The organism is Xanthomonas sp. NCPPB 1826 (assembly GCF_056725285.1).
In genome coordinates this window covers 3,543,938-3,570,638 of sequence record NZ_CM161521.1, presented here as the reverse complement: position 1 = coordinate 3,570,638, position 26,701 = coordinate 3,543,938, and the positions used below count along the sequence as shown (strand labels likewise).

The window sequence follows — 26,701 nt, the reverse complement described above, 5'->3', positions numbered from 1 at the left end:
AGCATCGGGATGAAAGGTCGTAGCGAACAATGGGGACGGATGCATTGGATGGCAAGCAGGTGGCGCCACCGCGGCGCGCGCGGCGCTGGCTACGTTGGCTGTTGGCAGCACCGCTGCTGTTTGCCGCCGCGAGCGTGCTGCAGGTGCTGGTGCTGCGGGTGGTCGATCCGCCGATCAGCAGCATGATGGTGGGGCGTTATCTGGAAGCCTGGGGCGAGGGCGATTGGGATTTTTCGCTGCACCAGCAATGGCGCGACTACGACGGGATCGCCGCCAGCCTGCCGATTTCGGTGGTGGCTGCGGAGGATCAGCAGTTTCCGGAGCATCACGGCTTCGACCTGCAGGCGATCGAAAAGGCGCGCGATCACAATGCGCGCGGTGGGCGCGTGCGCGGGGCCAGCACGATCAGTCAGCAGGTCGCCAAGAACGTGTTCCTGTGGCAGGGCCGCAGTTGGGTACGCAAGGGCCTGGAGGCCTGGTACACGGTACTGATCGAGTTGCTGTGGCCGAAGCAGCGCATTCTGGAGATGTATCTCAACGTGGCCGAGTTCGGTGACGGGGTGTATGGCGCGCAGGCCGCTGCCCGGCAATTCTGGGGCAAGGATGCGGCTGGGTTGTCACCGACCGAGTCGGCGCGCCTGGCGGCGGTGCTGCCCTCGCCACGCCGTTATGACGCGCGTCGTCCAGGCGCCTATGTGCAACGGCGAACGGCATGGATCCAGCGGCAGGCGCGCCAGCTGGGTGGCCCTGCGTATCTGCAGGCGCCGTGAGCGTGCAGACGTCCGGACCCGCACAATTGCCGGTGGCAGCAGACCGCTTGACGGTGGTGATTGCAGCCTATAACGAAGAAACCAGCATTCCACTGCTGCATCCGCGCCTGTGCGCAGTGCTGGCGGGCCTGAGTGAAGTGCAGACGCATGTGCTGTATGTCGACGATGGCAGCAGCGATGGCACCTGGAGCGTGTTGCAGGCACTTGCCGATGCCGATGCGCTGGTGAGTGCGGTGCGGCTGTCGCGTAACTTCGGCAAGGAAGTGGCCATTTCTGCAGGCCTGGACCATGTGCTGCCCGGCGCGGTGGTGCTGCTCGATGCCGATGGACAGGACCCGCCGGAGTTGATCCCCGAGTTCGTCGCACTATGGCGTGCCGGTTACGACAACATCTTCGGCACGCGGATTTTCCGCGAGGGCGAGAGCTGGCTGAAGCGCAGTGCGGCGCATGCGTTCTACCGGGTCATCCGGCAGTTGTCGCGCACACCGATTCCGGCCGATACCGGGGATTTCAGGCTGTTGTCGCCGCGGGTGGTGGAAGCCTTGCAGCAGCTGCGCGAGCGCCACCGTTTCATGAAGGGGCTGTTTGGTTGGGTCGGGTTTCGCCAGGTGGCATTGCCGTACCGGCGCGCGGCGCGGCTGTCGGGGCGCAGCAAGTTCACGGTGTGGCGGCTGTGGAACTTCGCGCTGGATGGCATCACCAGCTTTTCCACCGTGCCGCTGCGCGTGGCGACCTATCTGGGCTTGCTCACCGCGCTGGTGGCATTCCTGTTCGGTGGCTGGGTGGTGATCAAGGCGGCGCTGATGGGCGACCCGGTGGCCGGCTGGCCGACCATGATGTCGGTGATCCTGTTTCTTGGCGGTATCCAGCTGATCGCCCTGGGCCTGATCGGCGAATACCTGGGCCGCTTGTATGACGAGGCCAAGCAGCGTCCGCTCTACCTGGTCGATACCCACCGCGGCGCGGTGGGAGTAGTCTGCGACCACCAGACCAAGCGCGGAGCGGGCCATGCAGACCGTACGACAGCTGTTGGGGACCAAACAGGTTGAGGTGTTTGCGGTAGCGGCAGACGCCGCAGTGATCGAGGCGATCCGCCTGATGGCCGACAAAGGCATCGGCGCGGTGTTGGTGATGGACGGGCCACGCCTGGTCGGCATCGTGTCCGAGCGCGATTACGCGCGCAAGGTGGTGCTGCGCGATCGCGCCTCATCGACCACCAGCGTTTCCGAAATCATGAGTACCCAGGTGGTGACAGTGTCGCTGTCGGACACGGTGGAGAGCTGCATGCAGTTGATGACCGATGGACGCTTCCGGCATCTGCCGGTGGTCGACAACGGCCGCGTGCAGGGCGTGATTTCCATCGGCGATCTGGTCAAGGCGGTGATCGAGAACCAGCAGCGCGATATCGATCAGTTGCAGCGTTACATCGCCAGCTAGGGTCGTGCCGGCTACGTTCCCTGCGTTTTGTCTTGAACGCTGTTGATCGACATAGCTTGAGGAGTGTGGCGAGCCGATAGATCAGCTTTGGAGCGTTTGATCTGCGGCCTGGTCGCAAGGCCCTTGCCCGCCCACCATCGCAGGACACGCCGCAAGTACATCCTTGTAGGCTCTTACGCGGCATCCATGCCGCGTAAGGTCCCGCGACGGTGGACGGGCAAGGACCAGTCGAGAGGCTCGGTGTGCATAGTGCAAGCAGTGCAGGCCGTGCGGTCGTTTGAGGACTGCGGTCTGATCAGCTCCTTTCGATCCGTGCCATCTCTGCAGTTTTGGGGTCACTGCATCCGTCAATACACTTGCATGCGATCGACACCTTGTCATCATCGCTACAGCATTCGACAGGTTTCCTGGCGGCCCAAAGTGCTGTAGTGCACTTACTTTGCGAATTTGCCGCCGCAATCGCTGTCCTTGCCGGGGCCCGGTTCGAAGGTTGCTAGCAACGCGGCGGGTGGAGCGATCATGCCCAGGCCGACCGCAAGCGCGCCGCGCAGACCCAATGCCTTGAAGTCGGGACGGAAGGTCGGGTCCTTGAAGCTGCCACCAATCCGCAATGGCGAGCGCAGGCTCAGGATGCTGCGGTCTTTCGGGCGTGGGCGCAGCAGCAGGTCCAGCGTCTCGTCCTTCAAGCTGATGCTGCCTTCGCCAATGATGATGGTGTCGGTGCTGTCGAAGGCCAGCGCACGCGATTGCATCAGGCCGTCTTGCACGCCGAAGTCGCCGAAGATGCAGCGCACCGGAATCTGGCGGTCCTTGGTGACCAGATACTTGAGCGACTCGGCGATATCCAGCCCGGCCAGTTCCATGATCAGATTGCCGACATGGCCGCGGCCCATGCCCACGCCGATCGTGCCGTCGGCGGTACCGAGCATCGCGCCGATCGAGTTGCCGCGGCCACGCAGGTCGAATTCGCCACCGATGGCGCCCGAGGCCTGCTTGGCAAGCGCGGTATCGGGGAAGAGCTGATCCAGCCGAATGCCGCGAAGGCCGGCCCTGAGTTGTGTGGTGATCACCTCGTTGCGGGCATCCATGCGGATGGTGGAGCGGATATCGCCACCGGCAACGCCGAAGTTCAGCGGGTCCAGCTGCAGCAAGCCGTCCTTCAATGTCAGCGAGGCATCCATGTCGTCCAGCGGCCACGACGGCGCATTGATACGCTGTGCGCGCCAGCGTACCTGCGCGTCCATCGCGCGTAGCTTCGACAAGTCGTAAGGGGTGCTGGGCAGCACGCGCGCGCTGGCTGCGAGCTGTGCCGCCTGTTTTTTCTGTTCGGCATTTGCCGACTCGTTCGCGCCGGTCTTAGGGGGGGCGCCGACGAACCCTGCCAGGTCGTCGAAGTCAAGGCGTTTGGACGCCAGATCGGCACGCAGGAACGGACGCTTGTTGCGCAGGTCCACTTCTGCAGTGCCCGACAGATCGCTGTCGCCGGCAGTACCGGTGAACTTTTCGTAGCGCCAGAGCTGGCCGTTGCGGCGCAGATGGCCGTCTAGCTTGTACGGCGGGGTCGACGGCATGGCCACGCCGGTCAGCGGATACAGATCCTGCATGTCCTGGCCGCTGAGCGCCATCTGCAGATCGAAGACCTGGAACTGGAACGGGTTGGTCAAGGTGCCGCGCACGTGCGTGCGGGTAGCGCCGGCGCTGCCGCGCAGATCGATACGGAACGGGTGCTCGCTCTGGCTCAGCTCCAGCGGCGAGGCGGTGTTGCCCTTGAGCGTAAAGGGATAGCCCTTCCAGCGGCCCTTGCCGTCGATGCCGATCGGTGCGGCACGCTGGTCGCTGCTCGGTGGTGCGAGGCTGTTGATCGCCACATCCACGTCCGAGCGATTGGCTGCATCGATGTACTGCAGGCGCCCGTTGTTCACCAGCAGGCGGCCAAGGCGCGGCATCGTGCCATCGCCACCGTCCTGGTCAAATACCCAGTTGCCGGGATGGGTGTCGTCGCCGGCTTCCAACAAGACGGTTGGGTGATCCAGACGAATTTCCGGCAGACGCACTTTGCCGCGCAACAGCGGCCACAACTCGACATCGATCTCGGCCGAATTGAGCTCGGCCATCGGCCCGCGCTTGGACCACGCTGCGTTGGCCAGACTCAGACGATTGCCGCGCACGGTGGTCGTGCGGCCCAGCTTCACGTCCAGATAGCCGAGATGGAATTCGCGACCGGTCTTGGCGCTGACTAGGCGTTCGACCGGACCGCGCAGCCAGTTCCACTGGAACAGCAGCACGAAGATCACCACGGCGGCGGTGACGATGGCAAGCCCGACCAGCCAGCGTCGACGACGTGGCGTGGGGGAAGGTGGTGCAGCTGAGGTATCGGTCACGTTGTTCACGCGGGCCATGGTTGGCGATGCCTCGTGCACGGCGCGCGAACGCGCCGAAGATCGCGTCTCACATCACTTGCGCAATCACCGCAACGAAGTGGCAAGCGCTGCCCGCCAGCACGAACAGATGCCAGATCGCGTGGAAATAGCGCTGGGTGTCGCGTTGGTAGAAATACGTGCCCAAGGTATAGAAGAGTCCGCCAGCCAGCAGCCAGCACAGAGACCAGGTATCGACCGAGCGCAGCAACGGCTGGATCGCTACGACGATCAGCCAACCCATCGCCAAGTACAGCACCGTCGACAGCAGGCGGAAACGACCGGTGAAAAACAGTTTGAAGACCACTCCGGCAGCGGCGATCGTCCAGATCGCGGCGAACAATCCCCAGCCCCAGGAGTCGCGCAGATTGATCAGCGTAAACGGGGTGTAGGTGCCGGCGATCAACAGATAGATCGCGCAGTGATCGAGCACCTGCAGGCGCGCCTTGGCGCCCGGATGCGGGATGGCATGAAACAGCGTGGAGGCGACGTACAGCAACACCAGGGTGGCGCTGAACACGATGGAGGTGGCCAGTTGCCAGCCGTCGCCATAGATGGCGGCCAGCGTGATCAGCACCGAGCCACCGGCCAATGCGGCAATGGCACCCAGGCCGTGGGTCACGGCACTGGCTATCTCGTCGCGCAGGTCGGTCGAGGGGGAGGCGTCTGCGTTCATGCCAAAAAGGTACCGCAATTGCGAGCAATTCGCATCGCCAGCAAGTGCGGTCGCAGGCGCCGGTTCAAGCCGCGGTCAATCGATTGCCTTGGCATGCGCGTGTTCGCGCGTGGCAGAGAAGCGCACGTCCGGCGCGCGTTCCTGCGCCAGCTGCAGATTCACACGCGTCGGTGCGAGATACACCAGCTGGCCGGCCGCGTCGATGCCCAGATTGCCGGCGTTTTTCTCGCGGAACTCCTCCAACTTCCTGGCGTTGTCGCAATGTACCCAGCGTGCGGTGGTGACACTGACCGGCTCGAAGATCGCGTCCACGCCGTATTCGTCCTTGAGCCGGTAGGCCACCACGTCGAACTGCAGCACGCCTACCGCGCCGAGGATCAGATCGTTGCTCATCAACGGGCGGAAGAACTGCGTGGCGCCTTCTTCGGACAGCTGGGCCAGGCCCTTTTGCAGCTGCTTGAGCTTGAGCGGGTCGCGCAGGCGCGCACGCCGGAACAACTCTGGCGCAAAGTTGGGAATGCCAGTGAACGACAGCGATTCGCCTTCGGTGAAGGTGTCGCCGATGGAGATGGTGCCGTGGTTGTGGATACCGATCACGTCGCCCGGCCAGGCTTCGGCGGCGATTTCGCGGTCGGAGGCCATGAAGGTCAGCGCGTTGGCCAGCTTGACGTCCTTGCCGCTGCGCACGTGCAGTGCCTTCATGCCGGCGGTGAACTTGCCCGAGCACACGCGCATGAAGGCCACGCGGTCGCGATGCTGCGGGTCCATGTTGGCCTGGATCTTGAAGACGAAGCCGCTGAGCTTGGCTTCGGTCGCCTCGACCCGGCGGCCGGTGGTCTCGCGCGCCTGCGGCGGCGGTGCGTGCTCGATGAAGAAATCCAGCAGCGGTTGCACGCCGAAGTTGTTGACGCCCGAGCCGAAGAACACCGGGGTCTGCTGGCCGGCGCGGTAGGCCTGCAGGTCGAACGGATTGCTGGCGCCCTGCACAAGTTCCAGTTCGTCGCGCAGCTCGGCCAGCATCTGCGCGCCGATCTTTTCTGCCAGGCCGGGCGCATCCAGCGACGGGAAGATGGTCGAATCCTGACGGGTGAAGTTGCGGCCCTGCTCGTACAGGTGCACCTCGCCGGTGATCAGGTGCACCACGCCCTTCAGGCGCTGGCCCATGCCGATCGGCCAGGTGACTGGCGCGCACTGGATGCCGAGCACGGTTTCGACTTCATCCAGCAGATCGATCGGGTTCTTGCCCTCGCGATCGAGCTTGTTGATGAAGGTCATGATGGGGGTGTCGCGCAGGCGGCAGACTTCCATCAGCTTGATGGTGCGTTCTTCCACGCCCTTGGCGACGTCGATGACCATCAGCGCCGAGTCGACCGCGGTCAGCACCCGATAGGTGTCCTCGCCGAAGTCGGCGTGGCCGGGGGTGTCGAGCAGGTTGACGATCTTGCCCTCGTACGGGAACTGCATCACCGAGGAGGTGACCGAGATGCCGCGCTCCTTTTCCAGCGCCATCCAGTCCGAGGTGGCGTGACGGGCAGCCTTGCGGCCCTTCACCGAGCCTGCCATCTGGATCGCACCGCCGAACAGCAGCAGCTTTTCGGTCAGCGTGGTCTTGCCCGCATCGGGGTGGGAAATGATGGCGAAGGTGCGGCGGCGCGCGGCTTCGTTGGAGACGTCGGACATGGGCTGAGCGCGCCCGGTCGGACGCCTGCGGAAACTGAGGAAGCCGGAGATTATAGCGACTTCGCTGCCGCCGGCTTCTGTGGCTCTGGTACGGGGCTTTCCGGTCGGCAGGCCGGCCGCCTTCACGGCGCCGGCGAGGGGAACTGCAACTCGCCCTGCGGGCCCAGCATCCGGAACGGCAACGAGATCAGGCGCATGTCCGCATTGCGCTGGAGCGAAAAATGCAGGTGCGGGGCCGTGCTGAAGCCGGTACTGCCCGAGGCGCCCAGGCGTTCGCCGGTGCGCACCATCTGGCCTGGGCGTACTGCAACGCCATCGGGTGCCAGGTGGGCATAGATGGCCATGCTGCCGTCGGCGTGCAGCACCCGCACCAGGTTGCCGGCGCCGGCGGCCTGGTCATGCGGGCCGCCTTCGATGACATCGCGCCGCACCTCCATGACCGCGCCCTCGCGCGCTGCCAGCACCGGCGTGCCCTGCGGCAGCGCGAAGTCCACCGCGTACCAGTTGGGCGCATCGGTATGGCTGAAGGCTCCGCCAAAGCCCTGGTCCACTTGGACCGGCGCATCGCGAAACGGGAGCTGGTAGCGCACTTGCTGCTGCGGGCGGGCCTGCGGATCGCCGGGCACCACGTCGAGCTTGAGTCCAAGCCCACCCAGGCTGCGCTGGTTGCTGGCCGGATACAGCCGGGCGAGCAGGCGGCGCTCGTGCGCAGCCAGTTGCACCGTCAGCGGCAACTGCGGCACGGCGCGGTAATCCTCGCTGGGCGGTGCGCTCAGCTGCACCTGCGCGGGCCCGGCCAGCGGGTTGCTGACCCAGGCCAGGTGGGCCGGTGCCTGCCACTCCAACTGCAGTGACGGGCCGGTGCCGGGCGATGCGGGCGCCGTCTGTGCCGCTGCGACTGTTGGCGAGCTCGCAGTCGTGTTTGCTGCACCGGGCCAATGCCAGCGCTGCTGCGCGTTGGCGGGTGCGGCACATGCCAGAACCGCGAGCAAAAAAGGCCAGGCGAGGGCGGGCAAGGCGCTGCGAGACACGTGGTGGGGCACGCGATCGGCTCGAACGAAGGGGCCTCAAGTATGCGGTCCATCACAGGCCGCAGTGGTATCGGATGAAAATATATCTTTCCATCCGCATGAAGAGATTGACATCGCAAAAAAGCGGTGGCATCTTAACCTCACCATCGAGACCGGCGGAGGGACAGGCCCTTTGATGCCGGGGCAGCCAGCGGATCGCGCAAGCGCCCGCGTTTGGTGCCAAATCCTGCGGGGACCTCTGCGTCCGCCGAAAGATGGTTCGAATCGTGCCTTGCGCACGTCGAACGCGAGCTCCCGCGAAGCTCGATGGCCGATCCACCCCGGATATCGCCATGAGCCTCGTGAATACAGCATCGCCGACACCGACCGAATACGCCGAGACACCCGCCGCCACCGACGACGGCTTGATTGCCGTGCGCGGCGAGCTTGTCATTGCCTTGCCGATGCGCCATGCCGGCATGCGCGAGCTGCGGCTGCGATATGAACTGATCGGCGCCGCCAATGCGCCGGTGGTCTTCGTGGCCGGCGGAATTTCCGCGCATCGCCATCTGGCCGCCAGCGACCTGTTCCCCGAGAAGGGCTGGGTGGATGGCCTGGTGGGTGCCGGCCGCGCGCTGGATCCGGCATCGCGGCGCCTGCTGGCGTTCGATTTTCTCGGTGCCGATGGCACGCTGGATGCGCCGATCGATACCGCCGACCAGGCCGATGCGATCGCCGCCTTGCTGGATGCGCTGGGTATCGCGCGTTTGCACGGCTTTGTCGGCTACTCATACGGCGCGTTGGTCGGCTTGCAGTTCGCGACCCGCCATGCCGCCCGCGTCGGTACCTTGGTTGCGGTCAGTGGCGCGCATCGCGCCCATCCCTATGCCGCCGCCTGGCGTGCACTGCAGCGCCGCGCGGTGGCGCTGGGTCAGCTGCAATGTGCCGAAAACCATGGGCTGGCGCTGGCACGGCAGTTCGCCATGCTCAGCTATCGCACCCCGGAAGAATTCAGCGAGCGCTTCGACGCGCCGCCGGAAGTGATCAATGGCCGCGTGCGCGTGGCCGCCGAAGACTACCTGGATGCCGCCGGCGCGCAGTACGTCGCGCGCACGCCGGTGACCGCCTACCTGCGGCTGTCCGAATCCATCGACCTGCACCGCATCGACCCGGCGCAGGTGCGCGTGCCCACCGTCGTCGTTGCGGTGGAAGGCGACCGCCTGGTGCCGCTGGCCGACCTGGTCAGCCTGGTCGAAGGGTTGGGGCCGCGCGGCAGTCTGCGCGTGCTGCGCTCGCCGTATGGCCATGACGCCTTCCTGAAAGAAATCGATCGCATCGACGCGATCCTCGCCACTGCCCTTCGCATCACCGGAGAAACCGCATGAGCTTTCGTGACCCCGCCGACGCCCCCTGTACCGCCGCCACCGCCGCCGTCCGCGCCGGCATCGATCGCGACACTGCCTATGGTGCGGTGACGCCGCCGATCGTGCTGTCGTCGAACTTCTCCTTCGATGGTTTCGGCAACAAGCGCCAGTACGACTACACCCGCAGCGGCAACCCGACCCGCGATCTGCTCGGCGAAGCGCTGGCCGAGCTGGAAGGCGGCGCGGGTGGGGTGATCACCTCCACCGGCATGGGCGCGATCAATCTGGTGCTCAATGCGCTGCTGCAGCCGGGCGACACCCTGGTGGTGCCGCACGATGCCTACGGCGGCAGCTGGCGCCTGTTCAACGCGCTGGCCAAGAAGGGCCACTTCGCGCTGATCACCGCCGACCTCACCGACCCGCGTTCGCTGGCCGATGCGCTGGCGCAGGCACCCAAGCTGGTGCTGATCGAAACCCCGTCCAACCCGTTGTTGCGCATCACCGATCTGCGCTTTGTCATCGAGGCGGCGAAGAAGGCTGGCGCATTGACCGTGGTGGACAACACCTTCCTGTCGCCGGCGCTGCAGAAGCCGCTGGAGTTCGGGGCGGACCTGGTGCTGCACTCCACCACCAAGTACATCAACGGCCACAGCGATGTGGTGGGCGGTGCGGTGGTCGCGCGCGATGCCGAGCTGCATCAGCAACTGGTGTGGTGGGCCAATGCGCTGGGCCTGACCGGTTCGCCGTTCGATGCCTTCCTCACCTTGCGCGGTCTGCGCACGCTGGATGCGCGCCTGCGCGTGCATCAGGAAAACGCCGACGCCATCGCCGAGCTGCTGGACGGGCATGCGGTGGTCAACCAGGTGTATTTCCCCGGTCTGGCTGCGCATCCGGGTCATGCACTGGCTGCGCGCCAGCAGAAGGGCTTCGGCGCGATGATGAGTTTCGAGCTCGACGGTGGCGAAGCCGCAGTGCGCGCGTTTGTCGATGGCCTGCGTTATTTCACCCTGGCCGAGTCGCTGGGCGGTGTGGAAAGCCTAATCGCACATCCGGCCTCGATGACGCATGCGGCGATGACCGCCGAAGCCCGCGCTGCGGCCGGTATTTCCGATGGCCTGCTGAGGCTGTCGATCGGTATCGAATCGGCAGAAGACCTTTTGATCGATCTGCGCGCCGGCCTGGCGCGTGCCGAAGCGACGCTGACCAGCGCAAGCCGCAAACAGGTCGACGCGTGAGCACTGTGCTGCCTGTTTCGCGCCGCGCTTCGGCGGCAGCGGTGACGCCGACACCACGGCTGGCCTTGCTCGGCACCGGGACGGTGGGGCGAGCGTTCGTGGCACGCTACACCGCGCTGCAGGAGCGCCAGCTGCAGTTGCCGCGCTTTGACTGGTTGGCTAATTCGCGTATTGCCCACGATTGCGGCACCAGCGCCGCACAGGCCTTGCAACAGGCCAATGCCGCGCCGCGTGGCCAGGCCGTGCTGCAGCCCTGGGCGGAAACCACGGCCTTGCGTGCCGGCGATGTGCTGGTGGATGCGACCGCCAGCGAGGTCGTTGCCGATTGGCATGCGGAGTGGCTGCTGCGTGGCGTACACGTGGTCACTGCCAACAAGCTGGGCCAGGGCACCGCGTTGTCGCGGGCGCAGGCCTTGCACGCGGCGCGTCACGCCAGCGGTGCGCACTACGGCGATAGCGCCACCGTGGGAGCGGGGTTGCCGGTGCTGAGCAGCGTGCGCGCGCTGGTGGCGGGCGGCGACCATATCCATTCGATCGAAGGCGTGTTGTCTGGATCGCTGGCGTGGCTGTTTCATCGCTACGACGGCAGTGGCGCGTTTTCCGATTGTGTGCGTGAGGCGATGGCGGCCGGCTATACCGAGCCGGACCCGCGCATCGATCTGTCGGGCGAGGACGTGCGGCGCAAGTTACTGATCCTGGCGCGCGCGGCGGGCTGGCAGCTGGAAGCCGAACAGGTGCATGTGGAGTCGCTGGTGCCCGCAAGCATTGCGCGGTTGCCGCTTGACGCCTTGGATGCGCAACTGGGCGCGCTGGATGCGGTGGTCGGCGCGCGCTGGCAGCAGGCACGTGCCGCGGGGCGTTGCCTGCGCTTCGTCGGCCGTGTGGACGCACATGGTGCCAGCGTCGGCTTGCGCGAGTTGGCGCTGGATCACCCGCTGGCCGGCGGCGCCGGCACCGATAACCGTGTCGCCATCAGCAGCGATCGCTATCGCCAGCAGCCATTGCTGATCCAGGGTCCGGGCGCGGGGGCCGAGGTGACGGCGGCGGCGTTGCTGGATGATGTGTTGCGGATTGTGGCTGGGTAGCCGGCTAAGGACATGGAAAGGCGCCGGCGCTCTTTGAGCGCGGCTGTGGGTGCGCGCGCTGTCGATTGGATCGCTACGCGTGTTGATGGCCTGCCGGCTGTTCTGCACCTTGCAAACGGCTCAGCTGCAGCTCGCGTATGCGCAAGCTGCAGCTTCCGAGGACGCGTTGGTCACGCCAATCGCACCGCTGCTGGCATTGCTTACGGCGCAATCGCCTTCAGTAACGCGGCATTGAACCGTGTCGGGTCCTGCACCTGCGGCGAATGTCCGAGGTCGGCGAATTCGACGAGCTTCGCGTTCGGAATCGCCTCGGCCGCACGCTTGCCCAGTTTGGTGTAATCGCCGACACGTGCCTTGACCTCCGGCGGTGCGGTGTCCTTGCCGATCGCGGTGCGGTCCTTGAGACCAATGAACAGCGTGGTCGGCACGCTGAGTTTGGGCAGTTCGTAGACCACCGGCTGGTTGAACACCATGTCGTAGGTCAGCGCCTGGTTCCAGGCAACCACCTGCCGGCCGTTGCCCAGCGACATGCCGGCCTGCATACGCGCCCAGCGTTCGAACTCGGGCTTCCACTGGCCGGCATAGTAGACCTCCATCTGATACTTCTTGATGCGCTCGAAGCTGATCTTCAGTTCGTTGTCGTACCAGGCGTCGACGCTGCGCCACGGAATGCCTTCGGCCTTCCAGTCTTCCAGGCCGATCGGGTCGACCAAGGCCAGGTGCTCGGTGGCCTGCGGATACATCAGCGCGTAACGGATGGCGAGCATGCCGCCCATCGAATGGCCGACCACCACCGCACGGTCGATACCCAGCTTCTTCAGCAGCGCCTGGGTGTTGCCGGCCAGTTGCGCGAAGGAAAACTGATAGGCGGCCGGCTTGCTGGACTTGCAGAAGCCCACCTGGTCAGGCGCGATGACGCGGTAGCCGGCGGTGCTCAACGCGGCGATGGTCTGCTCCCAGGTGGCGGCGCAGAAGTTCTTGCCATGCAGCAGCACGGCGGTGTGCCCATTGGGTTTGCCGGTGGGCGCGACATCCAGGTACGCCATTTCCAGCGGCTGCCGTTGCGAGGTGAACGCAAAGGTCTTGACCGGATAGGGGTAGTCGAAGCCTTCCAGGCGCGGGCCGTAGCTGGTTTCCTGTGCCATCAGAGGGCCGCAGGCCAGGGCCAGGGCGAGAGTGCAGGCAAGCTGTCGCATCGCGATCTCCGTCGGAATCCAGCGTCAGACGGTACATGGCGGCATGTGGTGGGGACGTACAGCGCTGGCATGCGACTGAATCGGCGGGCGCTGCCGTTGGATGCATTGCCCAGTTTCGCGATGCCTGGAGAGTGACTGCAATACATGGCGCGGCCCGGGGCCACGCCCGGCTCAGCATTCGATAACGTTGACCGCCAGGCCGCCGCGGCTGGTTTCCTTGTATTTGTCCTGCATATCGCGGCCGGTGTCGCGCATGGTCTTGATGACCTTGTCCAGCGACACCTTGTGCTTGCCGTCGCCACGCATGGCCATGCGGCTGGCGTTGATCGCCTTGACCGCGCCCATTGCATTGCGTTCGATGCAGGGAATCTGCACCAGGCCGCCGATCGGGTCGCAGGTCAGGCCCAGGTTGTGTTCCATCCCGATTTCCGCGGCGTTTTCGATCTGCCCGGGATTGCCGCCCAGCGCGGCGACCAGGCCGCCGGCGGCCATCGAACAGGCCACGCCCACTTCGCCCTGGCAGCCGACCTCGGCGCCGGAAATGGAGGCATTTTCCTTGTAGAGGATGCCGATGGCCGCAGCGGTGAGCAGGAAGTCGAAGATGCGCTGCTCGGATGCGCCGGGGCAGAAGCGGTCGAAGTAATGCAGCACCGCCGGGATGATGCCGGCCGCGCCGTTGGTGGGCGCGGTGACCACGCGGCCACCGGCTGCGTTTTCCTCGTTGACGGCCAGTGCGTAGAGATTGACCCAGTCCAGTGTGGTCAGTGGATCGCGCATTGCCGCTTCCGGTTTGGACGACAGTTCGCGATACAACGCCGGTGCGCGCCGAGAGACGTTCAGGCCACCCGGTAGCGTCCCTTCCTGGCGGATGCCGCGCTCCACGCAGGATTGCATTGCCGCCCACAGCTCGCGCAGACCCGCGCGAATCTCGTCCTCGCTGCGCCAGCTCTTTTCGTTTTCGAACATCAGCGCGGCGATGCTCAGGCCGCTGCGCGCGCATTGCGCGAGCAACTCGTCGCCGCTGAGAAAGGGGTAGGGCAGCGGCGTTTCGTCGGCCACGATGCGGTCGTCGGCGGCATCGTCCTGGTTGACCACGAAGCCGCCACCGACCGAGTAGTAATCGCGCGTGGCGATCACCGCTTCATCGGCATCGTAGGCGGTAAAGCGCATGCCGTTGGTGTGGTACGGCAGCTTCTGCCGCTTGTTCATCGGCAGGTCGCGTTTTTCGTCGAAGGCGATGACGTGCTGGCCCATCAGGCTGATGCGCTTGCTGGTGCGGATGCGCTCCAGCGTGGCCGGGATGATGTCCGGGTCGATCAGGTTGGGGCGGTGGCCTTCCAGGCCGAGCAGCACGGCCTTGTCGGTGCCGTGGCCGCGGCCGGTCAGGGCCAGCGAGCCAAAGACTTCGGCGCGGATGCGCACCACGTCCTGCAGGCGGCCGGCATCCAGCAGCCAACGATGCACGAAGCGCTCTGCCGCGCGCATCGGCCCCACAGTGTGGGAGGAACTCGGACCGATGCCGATCTTGAACAGGTCGAACGTGCTGACAGCCATGCTTGCCGGAGAGGTGAGCGTAAAGGCGGCTATTCTAGTCGCTCGGCGCTTGCGGCACGGCTGCAGCGCAGCATGGGAGCTTCCGATGGCCTTGATCTTGTACCAGCGCGACGATTGCCACCTGTGCGACCAGGCCGTGGAAGTGCTGGCGCAGGCACGCGCAGGCGAGTTCGGCAGTGTCTTCATCGACGGCGATGCGGCGCTTGAGGCCGCTTATGGGGAGCGCGTGCCGGTGTTGGGCGATGCGCACGGGCGCGAGCTGGATTGGCCATTCGACAGCCGGCGGTTGCGCGAGTGGTTGAATGCCGGCACGTGATGAAGCGGCGTGTTCGCCTCCGGTACGCGCTAGATTTTGGATCTGAAGTGGCTGAAAACGACGTCGTGCCGGTCTGGTGCGGAGCGGATGATCTGGGCCTTCGCTGCAAGGCGGCCGATCCGCTACTTGGCTGCAGGGCCCTTGTGCCCGCCCACCCTCGCGGGGCACGCCGCAAGTACGCCCATATAGGCTCTTACGCGGCATCCATGCCGCGTAAGGTCCCGCGACGGTGGACGGACAAGGACCCGTCGAGCTGGTCGTTGTGTAGGGTTTTCAACAACACAACCGGCATCTGTCTGGTGAGGGCATCGCGCCCTCGACCGATTCAGCGTTTGACCTCGGCTTTTAACTGCATCCAACAAGATGGGGCTAACAAACGAATCGTGTCGGCCGCCCGTTCAAGGTGTCAGCCGTATTGATTCAATGGCACCACTGCTGCTCGCAGGGCACGCCATCGTGGTCGCCGTCCATCGTTGTGTCGGGGCAGTTGCGCAGCACCCAGGTGGCATCGTCGCAGGAGGTCATCTGCGAGCAGTGTTTGCGGCCGCCGCAGCTGTCGTGCGGCGTGGGTGCGGGTGCGGGTGTGGCCGACGTTGTGCCTGCTGCTGCAGCTGCCGTTAGTGCTGGCGAGCTCTGGAGCGCTGCGCGGTCTGGCAGCGTCCTGTTTGCCGGTGCCCGTGCTGGAGCTGCTGACGCAGTTTCAGTAGGCGCAGAGCCTGGCATCAGCGTGTCCCGATTGAGGTACGCATAGCCGCCAGCACCTGCCACAAGCAGCAGCAACATGACCTTGCCCAGCCCGAGCGAGCGACGGGTCGATGGTGATCGCGCTGCCGCATGCTGCCGGCGTGCGCCACGTTCGGCTGACTGCGCGCCAGCGCGCATCACGCGCACTGCCTGCCGTCGTCCATCCTTGCCCGGTTCGATCTCGAAAGAAATCAGCTCGCCGATGCGTGGTGCGTCCGCGCTGCGTGGAAACGCTGAAATGTGCACGAACAAATCATCACCCGGCTGCGCCGGCGTGATGAAGCCGAAGCCGCGATCGGTATTCCAGCGGGTCAAGGTTCCATGCGTGCGCATCGGCGGCGTCCCTGGGATGGATGCCGAGTCTAGCTGTCGCACGGTGTCATCCGGCCGCCAGGCACAAAAAAACGGCGGACCCGACGAGGTAGTCCGCCGTTCAATGGCCGCGTCCGGTTGCGGCCGGTGGCGTTACTTCGCCTTGAACACGACCTTGGTGCTGATCGCGGTTTCGTTGGGAATGGTCTTGGTATCGGCCCAGTCGCCGCCGCCGACGCCGAAGTCCAGGCGCTTGACCAGCGCCTTGCCGGCCAGCACCGGCTGCGCGCCGGGTGTCCAGGTGAAGGTCAGCGTGACCGGCTTGCTGACGCCGCGCAGTTCCAGCGTGCCGTCGGCCGCGTACTGGTTGCCGCCGAGTGCGCGGAACTTGTCGGCGCGGTAGCGCGCAGTGGCGAACTTGGCGACATTGAAGAAGTCCGGCCCCTGCAGGGTCGAATCGCGGTCGTTGTTGCCGCTGATGGCACTGGCCAGCGGGATGCGCACATCGAGCTTGGCGCCGGCAAGATTGGCCGGGTCGAAACTCAGCGTGGTGTCGAAACCGGGGAACTTGCCGGTAAACACTTCACCGTCGTACTTGCTGGCAAACACCAGCGACGAGCCGGGCGCCTGCACGTAGTCGGCAGCGAGGACCGGGGCGGTGGCGAACGTGGCCACCAGCGAGGCGGCGACCAGCAGGGGAGAGGCGAACAACCTGGACGACATGGGGGAATCCTTTAGGGTTTGGAAGAGAGCCAGCCGCGCGGCAACATCCGCACCAAGGTGGCGTCACGCTGGAACAGGTGGTGGTAGAGCGCAGCGCCGGCATGCGCCAGCACCACGGCAATCAACAACCAGAAGCCCCATTCGTGGATGAAGTGCGCAACCGCACGCAATTGTTCGTCCGGCGGGCTGAGCTTGGGCACGGCAAACAGGCCAAACCAGCGGAACGGGCGCAGGCCGCTGGTGGAGTCGTACAACCAGCCCGACAGCGGCATCGCAAAGATCATTGCGTACAGCAGCCAGTGGGTCAGCCCGGCGATGCGTTCCTGCCAGCGTGGGGTGCCGGCTACCGGCGGCGGTGCGCCCGCATAAAGGCGCCAGCCCAGCCGGACGATCACCAGTGCCAACACGGTCAGGCCCACCGATTTATGCGCGGTGTAGACCCAGAAGTATTTCGGCGTCTTGGGCAATTCGCCCATGGTCAGGCCGACGATGCCGAGCACCAGGATCAGTAAAGCGATCAGCCAGTGCAGGGTCTGGCTGACACCGCCCCAGCGTTCGACGTTCTTCAGGGTCATGCTCAGGATTCCGGGCTGGGCGCAGCGTCAGGGGCGGTGGGTGCGTTTTGGGGTTGCGGCGCGTCGTCGTCGGCGCGGCCTTCGCGCACGGCTTCGGCTTCGATGCGCAGCTCCACCGTATCGCCGATCATCGATTTCCACGCGTCGATACCGAACTCCGCACGGCTCAGCGTGGCGGTGGCGGAGAACCCGGCAGTGCGGCGGAACGGCGGCAATGGATGGCGCTTGAGCGCATTGAGGGTGACGTCAAGGGTGACCGGGCGGGTGACCCCGTGCAGGGTCAGATTGCCGGTGACCTTGGCGTGGTTTTCGCCGCTGGCTTCCACCTGCGTGGAGACGAAATGCGCGTCGGGAAAGCGCTCGGCGTCGAGTAGGTTGCGTGCCAGGGTGGCCTCGTTCCACTTGGCATCGCCCAGGTCGGCGCGGCGCAGCGGCACGGTCACGTCCAGCCGTGCCGAGGCCCAGTCGTCCGGATCGAACACCAGCGTGCCGCTAGTTCCGGAAACGGTGCCCAACGCCTTGGAAAAGCCGGCATGTTCGACCGCAAACAGCACCCGCGTGTGCACCGGATCCAGCGCGTAACGCACCGGCGCGGCGGTCGCGGCAAGGCTGGTCACGACCAGGGCGGGAAGCAGCAACAGGCGGGCGAGGGTTGTCATGGGCAGATTCTAGACATATCCCGCTGCACCGCGCTTGGCTTGCACTCGCAACGATCCGTTGCGAGCATGCGGGCTGGACGTGGAAAGGATGCCCACATGCGTTACCTGTTGTTCGTGCTGCTTGCCGCCCTGACTGTGTTTCCGGCATTGGCAGGCGTGCCGGCGATTCCGCGCTTCCGCATTGTCGGCGCTGCCGAGGGGCTGCCCTCGACCATGATCACCGCCATCGCGCAGGACCGCGCCGGCTATCTGTGGATGACCACCACCGACGGGTTGGTCCGGTACGACGGCGCAGAGTTCAAGGTCTGGCGGAACGACCCGACCGATCGCTACTCGCTGCGCAGCAATATCTTGCAGGCGCTGTATATCGACCGTCAGGACCGGATCTGGCTGGCCTTGGGCGGCGCAGGCGTGGCGATGCTCAGTGCCGACCGGCGCAAGCTGACCGCGTATCTTCCCGACGATGTGCCCGAGCTGGCGCTGGGGGACGTGTATGCCATCGCCGGGCGCGGCGACGAGGTCTGGTTTGGATTGTCCAACGGCAATGTCTTGCGTCTGGATGCCACGGGGAAATTCACCTCCTTCGACCTGGCGAAGATGGAGGAGCCGCTGCCGGCAAGTCCGGTGTATGCGCTTGCGCTGGACGATCGCGATCGGATGTGGATCGGCACGCTGGGCGGGCTGGCGTATTACGACGGCCTGGCATTGCACCGGGTGCGGCCGGATGGCGACGGCAGCGGCATCACCGCCTTGCAGTGGGTGGGCCAGCGGCTGTGGGCTTCTATGGACACCGGGCTGCGTTACATGGACGCGTCCGGTGCGTGGCATACGCCTTCTTGGGCACCGATGTTTGCCGCCGGCAACCGCGCCTGGACCGTGGCCGACGCCGGCGATGGCGAGTTCTGGCTGGGCACCGAACAGGGGCTGTGGCATACCCGTCCGGATCATCCGCCGACACCGGTCAACAACGGCGATGCGCCGCTGGTCTCCAACCGCCACGTGACGACCATCTGGCGCAGTCCGCACGGTGGGATCTGGGTGCCCCTGCATGGGCGCGGGCTGGCCTACCTGCGCGAAGACTGGCGCCGCACTGCCGCCTTCAGACAGATCAACGACCAGGGCAAGGGCATCGCATGCAGTCTTGCGCCAGCGAACCGATCAGGTGGGCTTTGGCAGTTCGATAGCAGTGGGCGGTTGCTGCGTTACGACACGTCCACAGGGGCGCTCGTGCAGACCGGCATCCAGCATCCCGACCTGCGCGATCTGCAGATTGCGACGACCCTGGAGGACAGTCGGGGGCAGCTCTGGCTCGGCAATGGGGAGCACCAGTTGTCGCGGCTAGATCTGGGCACGGGCGCTCTCGAGCATTTCAGCGGCGACGGGCCTGCCGATGCGGTCATCTGGTTGGGCGAATCTGGCGACGGCACGCTGTGGAGCGCTTACGAGCAGGTGATCCAGCGGCGAAATCCGGTGACCGGGCGCGTGCTGGAGACGATTTCCCAGGCCGACCCACATGGCTTGAAAGAGGTGATTCCCAGTCAGCTGAGCGTGGCACCGGATGGCAACCTGTGGCTGAGCGCCGTCGGCGGCATGTATGTCTGGCAGTCCGAGTCACATCGGTTCGTCGCAGTGCCCGGCCTGCAGATCGATCCGATCCAGCGCTTCGTCTTCGAGGATCAAAGCCACCTGTGGCTTTACCGCGCCGGCAGCATGGAGCGTTGGCAGAAAGACGGTGCCGCGTGGAAGCGGGTGCGCCGGATTGTTGCCGCCGAAGGGTTTCCGGCAATGGATGCCTATGGTCTCGAACGCGATGAACTTGGACGCGTATGGATGTCCGGGCCGCGTGGCCTATGGCGCATCGATGCACGTACGCCGCGGGCCAAGATCCGCAGTTTCAGTGCGCGCGACGGCTTGACCAGCCAGGAGTTCAGCCGCCGCTGTCTGCTGATGGCGCGCGATGGGGTGCTGGTCGGCGGTACTGCAGATGGCTACACGCTGCTGATCGATACCAAGGCGCCGGATGTGCCGTCATTCACACCGCAGATGCGTCTGGAGGCGGTAAGCGTCCAGCGTGCCGACCGCCGTCAGGCGTTGCCGATCCTCGGTGGCTTTTCGCTCGCGCCGAATGACCGCCAGTTGCGCATCAACATGCGGCTGCTCTCGTTCGTCGACCCGATGGCCAACCGTTACCGTACCCGGCTGTCGGGGTTCGATACCGAATGGATGGAGCACGGTGCGGCAGGAATGCGCGAATTCTCCTCGCTGCCGCCGGGCAACTATGTCCTGCAGATGCAGGGGATCGACCCCTTGGGCAATGCATCGCAGGTGCAGTCGCTGCGCTTTTCGGTCACTCCACCGTGGTGGCGCAGCGATGCCGGCATTGCGCTGATCTGCATGCTCGCCGTGCTGCTCGCTGGCCTGCTCGCCGCCGCTTACCGCCGCCGTGTGCGCATGCGCGCGCAATGGCAGCTGGCCCAGCACAAACGCGAGCTGGCCGAACAGGCATCGTTGGCCAAGACGCGCTTTCTTGCGACTCTGGGGCACGAAGTGCGGACGCCGATGACCGGTGTGCTGGGCATGAGCGAGTTGCTGCTGCAGACGCCGTTGGATGGCCGTCAGCAGGGCTATGCCAGCGCGATCCAGCTGGCCGGCAAGCATCTGCTGCGGCTGGTCAACGATGCGTTGGATCTGGCGCGGATCGAGGCCGGCAAGCTGCCGCTGGATTACCGCGACTTCGATCTGCGTCAGCTGATCGGCCAGGTGGCCGAGCTGGTGCGGCCGAGCGCCGAGCAGAAGCAACTGGTCTTCGCCTGCGAGCTGGATGACGCGCTGCCGCCGGCATTGCATGGCGATGCCAGTCGGGTGCAGCAGATCCTGCTCAACCTGTTGTTCAACGCGGTCAAGTTCACCGAGCGTGGCAGCGTCAGCCTGCGTGTGGCGGTGGTGCCGCAAAGCCACAAGCAAGGCATCCGGATCGAAGTGTGCGACACCGGCCCGGGCATGAGTGCAGAACAGCGCGGGCGCCTGTTCCAGCGCTTCGAGCAGGCCGAAGGCGCCGTGACGCTGGCCCGGCATGGCGGCAGCGGCCTGGGCCTGGCGATCTGCCGCGAACTGGCAGCGGCGATGGGCGGTGCGGTAACGGTCAGCAGCGAACTGGGGCAGGGAGCGTGTTTTGTCGTCGAGCTGCCGCTGCGCTGGGTGAGTGCGCTCCCCGCGGTGCCTGCGCCTGCACGGGCAAGCTCGCCGCAGGCACAGGCGCCATTGCAGTTGCTGCTGGTCGAGGACGACCCGACCGTGGCGCAGGTGATCATTGGCCTGCTGCAGACGCGTGGTCATCGGGTCACCCATGTCCTGCACGGTCTGGCGGCGTTGGCCGAGGTGAGTACGCGCAGCTTCGATGCGGGGCTGTGCGATCTGGACCTGCCGGGCATCGACGGTGCGGCGTTGGTGGCGCAGTTGCGTGCGCGCGGCGTGCGCTTTCCGATCGTTGCGGTCACCGCACGTGCCGATGCCGATGCAGAGCCGCAGGCGATGGCCGCCGGCTGCAATGGCTTCCTGCGCAAGCCGGTCACCGGCGAGCTGCTGGCACAGGCACTGGCAGGTGTGCTGGCCGACGCCGCCGATGCGCATGACGCGCCGGCCGTCGACTAAGCTGTCGTCGCTTGCTCCGTCGTACGGTTGCCGCCTGGCGCGGATGCAACAGCGGTGAACCAGATCGAGACCCCGTACATGCGCTGGTTCGGGCCGAGGAGTGGAAACGGATGAGCGACGCGGCAGGCTCGCTCGGGCTTGCTCGCACCGCGTGCGGCCCGCACTATGCGGCGACTTGTCGTGAAACCTGTCCCGTGCGCCTTTTTTTGTGTTTTTCCTATTGGTTGATCGCGGCAGTGTCGCTGGGGCTGTGCGCCACGGTGCCACTTGCACGGGCGGCCACGCACGCGCTGCTCACGCCGGTGCCCAGCCAGGTCACAGTCGCCGACGGGCTGCCCTCGGACACCGTCAGTGAGCTTGCCGAAGACCAGCAGGGCTATCTGTGGATCGCCAGCGACGACGGCTTGGCCAGATTCGATGGCCGCAATTACCGCATCTGGCGGATGGAAGAAGGGCTGACCAGCAACGCGATCTGGACCATCTGCGTCGATCGTGACAATCGGGTGTGGATGGGGTTCGAGAACGGCGGGGCCGGGTTTCTGGAGGCCAAGACGCGCACATTCAGGCGGCTGGAAAACCCGCAGTTTCCGGAGCTGCGCGAAATCACGGTGTGGGCGCTGGCAAACACCCCGAACGGCGATGTCTGGCTTGGTACTGCGGCCCACGGGCTATATCGGCGACGTCCCGATGGCAGCATGCAGCGATTTTCCAACGTGCCCAGCGATCCGACCAGCCTGCCGTCCGACAGCGTGATCGGGTTCGAGGTCGCGCCCGACGGAACATTGTGGATCGGGACCCATGGCGGGCTCGCGCGCTGGGACGGTAAGCATTTTCAGCGGGTGCGGCTTCCTGGAACCACACAGGCGGTCAATCGCCTGCAAATGGAACACAGCGGCAACACCTTGTGGGTGTCGGATGTGGTCGGCGATGCGTTTCGTGTGGGCGCCGATGGCCAGGCGCGGCCCCAGCCATGGCAGAAAGCCGTGAGCAAGCGGCGGGTCATGGGGGTGTTGCTGCACGATCGCAGCGGGCGCTATTGGCTGGACACCGACAGCGGCCTGGGCCTGTCCACCGCAGGAACCGAGATCAGCAGTGTCCCGGTCTACAGCCTGTCAGCGCACGGCCTGGTCAGGCGCAACTGGATTGCAGCCTACGAAGATCGGGAGGGCGGGCTGTGGTTTGCGGCACTCGAAGGCGGCCTGTGGCACCTGCCTCCGCATTGGGACACCTTTGCGGTACTGGCCCACCACGGCGATGACTCACAGTCGCTGGCCAACCCGTCCGTGCTGGCAACGGCGTCTTCGGCTGCGGGCGGTGTGTGGCTGGCTGGTTCGCGGCATGTGCTGGAGTATCTCGATGCGGCAACCGGCCAACTGCAGAAGCATGTGGCTCAGATCGATGCCCGTCCGCCCGACTCCATGCTTGAAAGCCGGCGCGGGTTGGTCTGGATCGGCGTCGAAGGAAAATTGGTCCGGTATGACCCGCAGACCCGGCAAGTCAAACGCTGGCAGTTGCGTGAGGATGTCGAACCCGATCCGGACGGTGCTGCGGACCGACCGGGCTGGATGGCAGAGGACGCGCAGGGCCGACTGTGGGTGACGGTGCTGGAATATGGTCTGCAAATCCGCAACCAGGAGGGGCAGCTGCTGCGGACCATCGTCAATGGCAGTCATGGGCTGGAGGTGTTGACCATCCTGGACCTACGCCTTGGCCCGGATGGTCAGATATGGCTGAGCAATAACGCCGGTCTACGGCGCTGGGACCCCGCTGCCGACCGGTTTGTCCCCGTCGAGGGCACGCCGTCCCTGCCGACATATCTGTTCCGGCTGGGAGAGGGGGGCGTGGTCTGGACCGGGTTGGCCGGCGAGATCCGGCGGTATCTGTGGGATGGAAAGCGGCTCAAGCACCTGGACACGGTCGGACAGGAGCAGGAGTTTCCGATGGTGGCGCCCAACGGTCTGGTGGTCGATGCCAGGGGCGTGGCCTGGGTGTCCAGTCAACGCGGCCTGATCCGGATCGATCCCGGCAGCAGGTTGGTGCGCGTGTACGGGGTGCATGATGGGCTCCCCAACCAGCAGTTGCTGATCAACACCCTGGTGCAGGCCGGCAGCGGGCGGATTGTTGCTGCATCGCCCGACGGCGTGGTGGTGTTCGACCCGGCCACGATGCGCCCCAGCACGCGCAGGCCGCCGTTGATCATCGAACGCGTCGGCTTGCGGCGCGGGGAGCGTGGTCTGGATATCACCGGACAGGAGCCGCTGACGATGCAGGACGGCGACCGCGATCTGCATATCGTTGCGCGCCTGCTCAGCCTGGCCGATTCCGAATCCAACAGTTACCGCTTTCGTTTGAGTGGCTACGATCCGGACTGGATCGATGTCGGTCCCAGCGGCGAGCGGCAGTTTTCGCGGCTGCCCGCGGGGCATTACACGCTGGAAGTGCAGGGGCGCACCGCCGATGGGATTTGGTCCGCCAGCCAGACGCTACGTTTTCAGGTGCTGCCGCCGTGGTGGCTGGCGCCGTGGGGACTGGTGTTTCTGGGCTTGCTCGCGCTCTGCGTCATTGCCGCGGCGGTGTTGTTGTATCGCCGCCGCCTGCGGCGCTTGAACGCCTGGCAACTGGCGGTGCACAAGCAGGAGCTGGCCGAGCAGGCATCATTGGCCAAGACGCGCTTTCTGGCCACGCTCGGCCACGAGGTGCGTACCCCGATGACCGGCGTGCTGGGCATGAGCGAGCTGTTGCTCAAGACTTCGCTGGACAACAAGCAGCGCAGCTATACCGAATCGATCCGTCGTGCCGGCGCGCATCTGCTGCGCCTGGTCAACGATGCACTGGACCTGGCGCGGATCGAATCCGGCCGCCTGGAACTGGATCTGGAGCCGTTCTCGGTACGCCAGCTGGTGGCCGAGGTGGAAGGCCTGATGGCGCCACTGGCGCAGGAGCGCGGCCTGCGTTTCAGCCTGGAAATCGGTCTGCTTGGCGACATCACCGCCAGCGGCGATGTCACCCGCATCCGCCAGATTCTGCTCAACCTGCTCAGCAATGCGATCAAGTTCACCGAGCGCGGTGTGGTCGGGCTCAAGCTGACCACGCTCGGGTCGTATCAGGGGCTGCGTTTCGAAGTGGCCGATACCGGCCCGGGCATCAACGCCGACCAGAAAGCGCGCCTGTTCCAGCGTTTCGAACAAGGCGACGGCGCCAAGACCACCTCGCGCTACGGCGGCAGCGGCCTGGGTCTGGCCATCTGCCAGGAACTGGCGATGGCGATGGGCGGGCATATCGAGGTGATCAGCCGGTTGGGCGCGGGTACGCGCTTCGTGGTCGATCTGCCGCTGCGCTGGGTCGCTTCCAACGCCACGCTCGGTGGCGAGGTGGCGCGCGCCGGGGGCGCGGTCGCCCCGCAGCGCATCCTGCTGGTGGAAGACGATCCCACCATCGCCGAGGTCATCGTTGGCCTGCTGCGTTCGCAAGGGCACTCGGTGGTGCATGCGCCGCACGGGCTGGCCGCGCTGACCGAAGCGGCCGACAACCCCTTCGATCTGGCCTTGCTCGATCTGGATCTGCCCGGGCTGGACGGCTTCGCCCTGGCGCGGCAGTTGCGCGTGTTCGGTTACGACATGCCGCTGGTCGCCGTGACCGCACGTTCGGACGAAGAGGCCGAGCCCACCGCGCAGGAAGCAGGGTTCGATAGTTTCCTGCGCAAGCCGCTTACCGGCGACATGCTGGCCGACACCATCGCCGAGGCATTGCGGCGCGAACGCCCGCGCGATGAGATCTAGAGCCGTGTGCCGCGGTTGACATCGCGCACGGCGCTGGTCGATGTCGCCGAGGTCGCATTATTCGGCGACTTCTTCCACCTGCCGGGGATGCGGCCGCGTCTCGGCCAGCTGCCAGAAAATCAGCGTCGACGACAAGGTGATGCCACCGACGCACAAAAAGGTCGCATGCAATGCGGCAGTGGCGCCGTGGCTGTCGCCCAGATGCGTGTTGAAGGCGGCCAGCAGACTGCCCGCTGCCGCCGCGCCGAAACCGGTCGCCAACATCATCACCATCGATAGCAGGCTGTTACCGGGGCTGGCCTGCTCGCGATCCAGGTCGCGCAGGGTCACGGTGTTCATGACGGTGAACTGCAGCGAGTTCACCGCGCCAAAGCAGGCCAGCTGCACCAGCCGCAGCCATAGCGGCTGGCCCACATCGATCAAGGCGAAGCTGGCCATCGCCAGGCCCACCAGCACGGTGTTGAGCATCAGCACACGGCGATAGCCGAAGCGACCGACCAGCTTCACCGCGGCACGTTTGGCCGCCATGCCGGCCAACGCCACCGGCACCATCATCAGCCCGGCATTCATCGGGCTCATGCCCAGGCCGACCTGCAGCAACAGCGGAATCAGGAACGGCATCGAGCCGCTGCCCACCCGCGCGAACAGGTTGCCCAGGATGCCGATGCGATAGCTGGCCACCTTGAACAAGGCCAGCGGAAACAACGCCGCTGGCGTGCTGGCCGCATGCAACCAATAACCGGCCAACGCGGCGAGCCCGCCGATGGCCAGCAGCATGACAAAGGCATGGCGCAGGCCGAGCTCGGAAATGCCGTCCAGCGCCAGCGACAGTGCCACCATGCCGAACGCCAGCATCAGATAGCCGATCAGGTCGAAGCGCTGGCGTGCATCGCCGTAGTGGTCGGGCATGATCTTCAGCGCGGCGATGAACCCGATCACGCCGATCGGCAGGTTGATCAGGAACACCCAGTGCCACGAGGCGACTTCCACCAGCCAGCCACCCAGCGTGGGGCCGATGAGTGGGCCGATCAATGCGGGAATCGCGATGAAGCTCATCGCGCGCAGGAAGTCGGCGCGCGCCACGGTCTTGAGCACTGCCAGCCGGCCCACCGGCAGCAGCATCGCCCCGCCAATGCCTTGCACCACGCGCGCCGCCACCAGCTGCGGCAGCTGCTGCGCGGCGGCGCACAGCAGCGAGCCCAGCGTGAACACGATGATCGCCGCCAGGAAGGTACGCCGGGTGCCGAAGCGGTCCGCAATCCAGCCCGATGCAGGGATGAACATCGCCACTGCCAATGCATAACTGAAGACCACCGACTGCATCTGCAGCGGGCTTTCATGCAGGCTGCGCGCCATCGACGGCAACGCCGTATTGACGATGGTCGCATCCAGCATCTGCATGAAGATCGCCAGCGACACCAGCCACAGCAGCGGCTTGATGGTGTCGTAGGCGCGCAAGGTGGGGACGGGCTGAGACATGGCGACCACTGTCGAGGAGACAGGGCATTATCCCCACGC

The 26,701-nt window shown here is 65.7% G+C and carries 20 protein-coding genes and 1 riboswitch; of the genes, 9 read left to right on the top strand and 11 right to left on the bottom strand.

Features of this window, described 5'->3' with window-relative positions:
* Window positions 1-29: 29 nt before the first annotated feature.
* Genes mtgA through AC1PLA_RS15155 form a run of 3 tightly spaced genes read left to right on the top strand, consistent with a single transcriptional unit; the run spans window position 30 to window position 2,207 of the window.
* A complete protein-coding gene (gene mtgA, locus AC1PLA_RS15165) occupies window positions 30-770 on the top strand; it encodes a monofunctional biosynthetic peptidoglycan transglycosylase (RefSeq protein WP_053045599.1) in 741 nt (246 codons plus the stop codon).
* On the top strand, window positions 713-1,819 hold the full coding sequence (locus tag AC1PLA_RS15160; RefSeq protein WP_425512326.1) for a glycosyltransferase family 2 protein: 1,107 nt from the start codon (window positions 713-715) through the stop codon (window positions 1,817-1,819). Before mtgA ends, AC1PLA_RS15160 begins: the two co-directional genes overlap by 58 nt.
* Window positions 1,779-2,207 carry a CBS domain-containing protein gene (locus AC1PLA_RS15155; RefSeq protein WP_102585037.1) on the top strand — a complete coding sequence of 143 codons (429 nt, stop codon included), beginning with the start codon at window positions 1,779-1,781 and terminating at the stop codon, window positions 2,205-2,207. Before AC1PLA_RS15160 ends, AC1PLA_RS15155 begins: the two co-directional genes overlap by 41 nt.
* Window positions 2,208-2,641: 434 nt before the next feature.
* Here the strand turns inward: AC1PLA_RS15155 and AC1PLA_RS15150 are convergent, their stop codons facing one another.
* The 4 genes from AC1PLA_RS15150 to AC1PLA_RS15135 form a co-directional block, all read right to left on the bottom strand.
* Entirely contained in the window at window positions 2,642-4,606 is a 1,965-nt protein-coding gene (locus AC1PLA_RS15150) for an AsmA family protein (RefSeq protein ID WP_425512328.1), read from the bottom strand.
* A gap of 49 nt (window positions 4,607-4,655) precedes the next feature.
* Entirely contained in the window at window positions 4,656-5,300 is a 645-nt protein-coding gene (trhA, locus tag AC1PLA_RS15145; protein ID WP_016902756.1) for a PAQR family membrane homeostasis protein TrhA, read from the bottom strand.
* Window positions 5,301-5,375: 75 nt separating this feature from the next.
* Window positions 5,376-6,980: a peptide chain release factor 3 gene (locus AC1PLA_RS15140; RefSeq protein WP_481104851.1), complete on the bottom strand. Its 1,605-nt coding sequence runs from the start codon at window positions 6,978-6,980 to the stop codon at window positions 5,376-5,378.
* A gap of 122 nt (window positions 6,981-7,102) precedes the next feature.
* Window positions 7,103-8,023, bottom strand: coding sequence for a M23 family metallopeptidase (locus tag AC1PLA_RS15135; RefSeq protein ID WP_349779855.1), 921 nt, complete (start codon window positions 8,021-8,023; stop codon window positions 7,103-7,105).
* A gap of 128 nt (window positions 8,024-8,151) precedes the next feature.
* Window positions 8,152-8,272, top strand: a riboswitch (SAM riboswitch).
* Between the two features lie 71 nt (window positions 8,273-8,343).
* Here AC1PLA_RS15135 and metX point away from each other — a divergent pair.
* The 3 genes from metX to AC1PLA_RS15120 are packed head-to-tail and all read left to right on the top strand — an operon-like array spanning window position 8,344 to window position 11,674.
* Window positions 8,344-9,375, top strand: coding sequence for a homoserine O-succinyltransferase MetX (gene metX, locus AC1PLA_RS15130; protein WP_167707005.1), 1,032 nt, complete (start codon window positions 8,344-8,346; stop codon window positions 9,373-9,375).
* Complete coding sequence (locus AC1PLA_RS15125) at window positions 9,372-10,589, top strand: O-succinylhomoserine (thiol)-lyase (RefSeq protein WP_039526086.1); 1,218 nt, start codon at window positions 9,372-9,374, stop codon at window positions 10,587-10,589. The genes metX and AC1PLA_RS15125 overlap by 4 nt, the downstream gene beginning before the upstream one ends.
* Window positions 10,586-11,674, top strand: a complete 1,089-nt coding sequence (locus AC1PLA_RS15120; RefSeq protein WP_039512275.1) for a homoserine dehydrogenase family protein — start codon at window positions 10,586-10,588, stop codon at window positions 11,672-11,674. The genes AC1PLA_RS15125 and AC1PLA_RS15120 overlap by 4 nt, the downstream gene beginning before the upstream one ends.
* Window positions 11,675-11,874: 200 nt before the next feature.
* Here AC1PLA_RS15120 and AC1PLA_RS15115 read toward each other — a convergent pair whose 3' ends face one another.
* Both AC1PLA_RS15115 and AC1PLA_RS15110 read right to left on the bottom strand, forming a co-directional pair.
* Window positions 11,875-12,870, bottom strand: coding sequence for an alpha/beta fold hydrolase (locus AC1PLA_RS15115; RefSeq protein ID WP_481104850.1), 996 nt, complete (start codon window positions 12,868-12,870; stop codon window positions 11,875-11,877).
* 171 nt (window positions 12,871-13,041) lie between these two features.
* Window positions 13,042-14,424 carry an L-serine ammonia-lyase gene (locus AC1PLA_RS15110; RefSeq protein ID WP_024939240.1) on the bottom strand — a complete coding sequence of 461 codons (1,383 nt, stop codon included), beginning with the start codon at window positions 14,422-14,424 and terminating at the stop codon, window positions 13,042-13,044.
* A gap of 85 nt (window positions 14,425-14,509) precedes the next feature.
* Between AC1PLA_RS15110 and AC1PLA_RS15105 the strand changes: the two genes are divergently transcribed.
* Window positions 14,510-14,740, top strand: coding sequence for a glutaredoxin family protein (locus AC1PLA_RS15105; RefSeq protein WP_481104849.1), 231 nt, complete (start codon window positions 14,510-14,512; stop codon window positions 14,738-14,740).
* Window positions 14,741-15,160: 420 nt separating this feature from the next.
* On the opposite strand, the gene AC1PLA_RS15100 is transcribed toward AC1PLA_RS15105, so the two are convergent.
* From AC1PLA_RS15100 to AC1PLA_RS15085, 4 genes are all read right to left on the bottom strand, one after another.
* On the bottom strand, window positions 15,161-15,799 hold the full coding sequence (locus AC1PLA_RS15100; RefSeq protein ID WP_481104848.1) for a cold shock domain-containing protein: 639 nt from the start codon (window positions 15,797-15,799) through the stop codon (window positions 15,161-15,163).
* A gap of 150 nt (window positions 15,800-15,949) precedes the next feature.
* Entirely contained in the window at window positions 15,950-16,519 is a 570-nt protein-coding gene (locus AC1PLA_RS15095) for a YceI family protein (protein ID WP_039526101.1), read from the bottom strand.
* A gap of 11 nt (window positions 16,520-16,530) precedes the next feature.
* Window positions 16,531-17,094 carry a cytochrome b gene (locus tag AC1PLA_RS15090; protein WP_024939236.1) on the bottom strand — a complete coding sequence of 188 codons (564 nt, stop codon included), beginning with the start codon at window positions 17,092-17,094 and terminating at the stop codon, window positions 16,531-16,533.
* A gap of 2 nt (window positions 17,095-17,096) precedes the next feature.
* Window positions 17,097-17,753: a YceI family protein gene (locus AC1PLA_RS15085; RefSeq protein WP_104559810.1), complete on the bottom strand. Its 657-nt coding sequence runs from the start codon at window positions 17,751-17,753 to the stop codon at window positions 17,097-17,099.
* A 96-nt stretch (window positions 17,754-17,849) separates the two neighbouring features.
* Here AC1PLA_RS15085 and AC1PLA_RS15080 point away from each other — a divergent pair, with 96 nt between their 5' ends.
* The gene (locus AC1PLA_RS15080; RefSeq protein WP_481104847.1) at window positions 17,850-21,404 is read left to right on the top strand and encodes a hybrid sensor histidine kinase/response regulator; all 3,555 of its coding nucleotides are present in this window, start codon (window positions 17,850-17,852) and stop codon (window positions 21,402-21,404) included.
* A gap of 302 nt (window positions 21,405-21,706) precedes the next feature.
* On the top strand, window positions 21,707-25,183 hold the full coding sequence (locus AC1PLA_RS15075) for a hybrid sensor histidine kinase/response regulator (protein ID WP_481106208.1): 3,477 nt from the start codon (window positions 21,707-21,709) through the stop codon (window positions 25,181-25,183).
* Between the two features lie 57 nt (window positions 25,184-25,240).
* Here the strand turns inward: AC1PLA_RS15075 and mdtD are convergent, their stop codons facing one another.
* Window positions 25,241-26,662, bottom strand: a complete 1,422-nt coding sequence (gene mdtD, locus AC1PLA_RS15070; RefSeq protein ID WP_047124790.1) for a multidrug transporter subunit MdtD — start codon at window positions 26,660-26,662, stop codon at window positions 25,241-25,243.
* Window positions 26,663-26,701 lie beyond the last annotated feature (39 nt).

Excerpts from the sequence above, each read along its gene's own strand:
- trhA (WP_016902756.1), bottom strand. The coding sequence starts at position 5,300 with ATGAACGCAGACGCCTCCCCCTCGACCGACCTGCGCGACGAGATAGCC.
- AC1PLA_RS15115 (WP_481104850.1), bottom strand. The coding sequence starts at position 12,870 with ATGCGACAGCTTGCCTGCACTCTCGCCCTGGCCCTGGCCTGCGGCCCT.
- mtgA (WP_053045599.1), top strand. The coding sequence starts at position 30 with ATGGGGACGGATGCATTGGATGGCAAGCAGGTGGCGCCACCGCGGCGC.
- AC1PLA_RS15155 (WP_102585037.1), top strand. The coding sequence starts at position 1,779 with ATGCAGACCGTACGACAGCTGTTGGGGACCAAACAGGTTGAGGTGTTT.
- metX (WP_167707005.1), top strand. The coding sequence starts at position 8,344 with ATGAGCCTCGTGAATACAGCATCGCCGACACCGACCGAATACGCCGAG.
- AC1PLA_RS15110 (WP_024939240.1), bottom strand. The coding sequence starts at position 14,424 with ATGGCTGTCAGCACGTTCGACCTGTTCAAGATCGGCATCGGTCCGAGT.
- AC1PLA_RS15080 (WP_481104847.1), top strand. The coding sequence starts at position 17,850 with ATGCGTTACCTGTTGTTCGTGCTGCTTGCCGCCCTGACTGTGTTTCCG.
- AC1PLA_RS15150 (WP_425512328.1), bottom strand. The coding sequence starts at position 4,606 with ATGGCCCGCGTGAACAACGTGACCGATACCTCAGCTGCACCACCTTCC.
- AC1PLA_RS15095 (WP_039526101.1), bottom strand. The coding sequence starts at position 16,519 with ATGTCGTCCAGGTTGTTCGCCTCTCCCCTGCTGGTCGCCGCCTCGCTG.
- AC1PLA_RS15085 (WP_104559810.1), bottom strand. The coding sequence starts at position 17,753 with ATGACAACCCTCGCCCGCCTGTTGCTGCTTCCCGCCCTGGTCGTGACC.
- AC1PLA_RS15090 (WP_024939236.1), bottom strand. The coding sequence starts at position 17,094 with ATGACCCTGAAGAACGTCGAACGCTGGGGCGGTGTCAGCCAGACCCTG.
- AC1PLA_RS15105 (WP_481104849.1), top strand. The coding sequence starts at position 14,510 with ATGGCCTTGATCTTGTACCAGCGCGACGATTGCCACCTGTGCGACCAG.
- AC1PLA_RS15125 (WP_039526086.1), top strand. The coding sequence starts at position 9,372 with ATGAGCTTTCGTGACCCCGCCGACGCCCCCTGTACCGCCGCCACCGCC.
- AC1PLA_RS15140 (WP_481104851.1), bottom strand. The coding sequence starts at position 6,980 with ATGTCCGACGTCTCCAACGAAGCCGCGCGCCGCCGCACCTTCGCCATC.
- mdtD (WP_047124790.1), bottom strand. The coding sequence starts at position 26,662 with ATGTCTCAGCCCGTCCCCACCTTGCGCGCCTACGACACCATCAAGCCG.
- AC1PLA_RS15160 (WP_425512326.1), top strand. The coding sequence starts at position 713 with ATGGATCCAGCGGCAGGCGCGCCAGCTGGGTGGCCCTGCGTATCTGCA.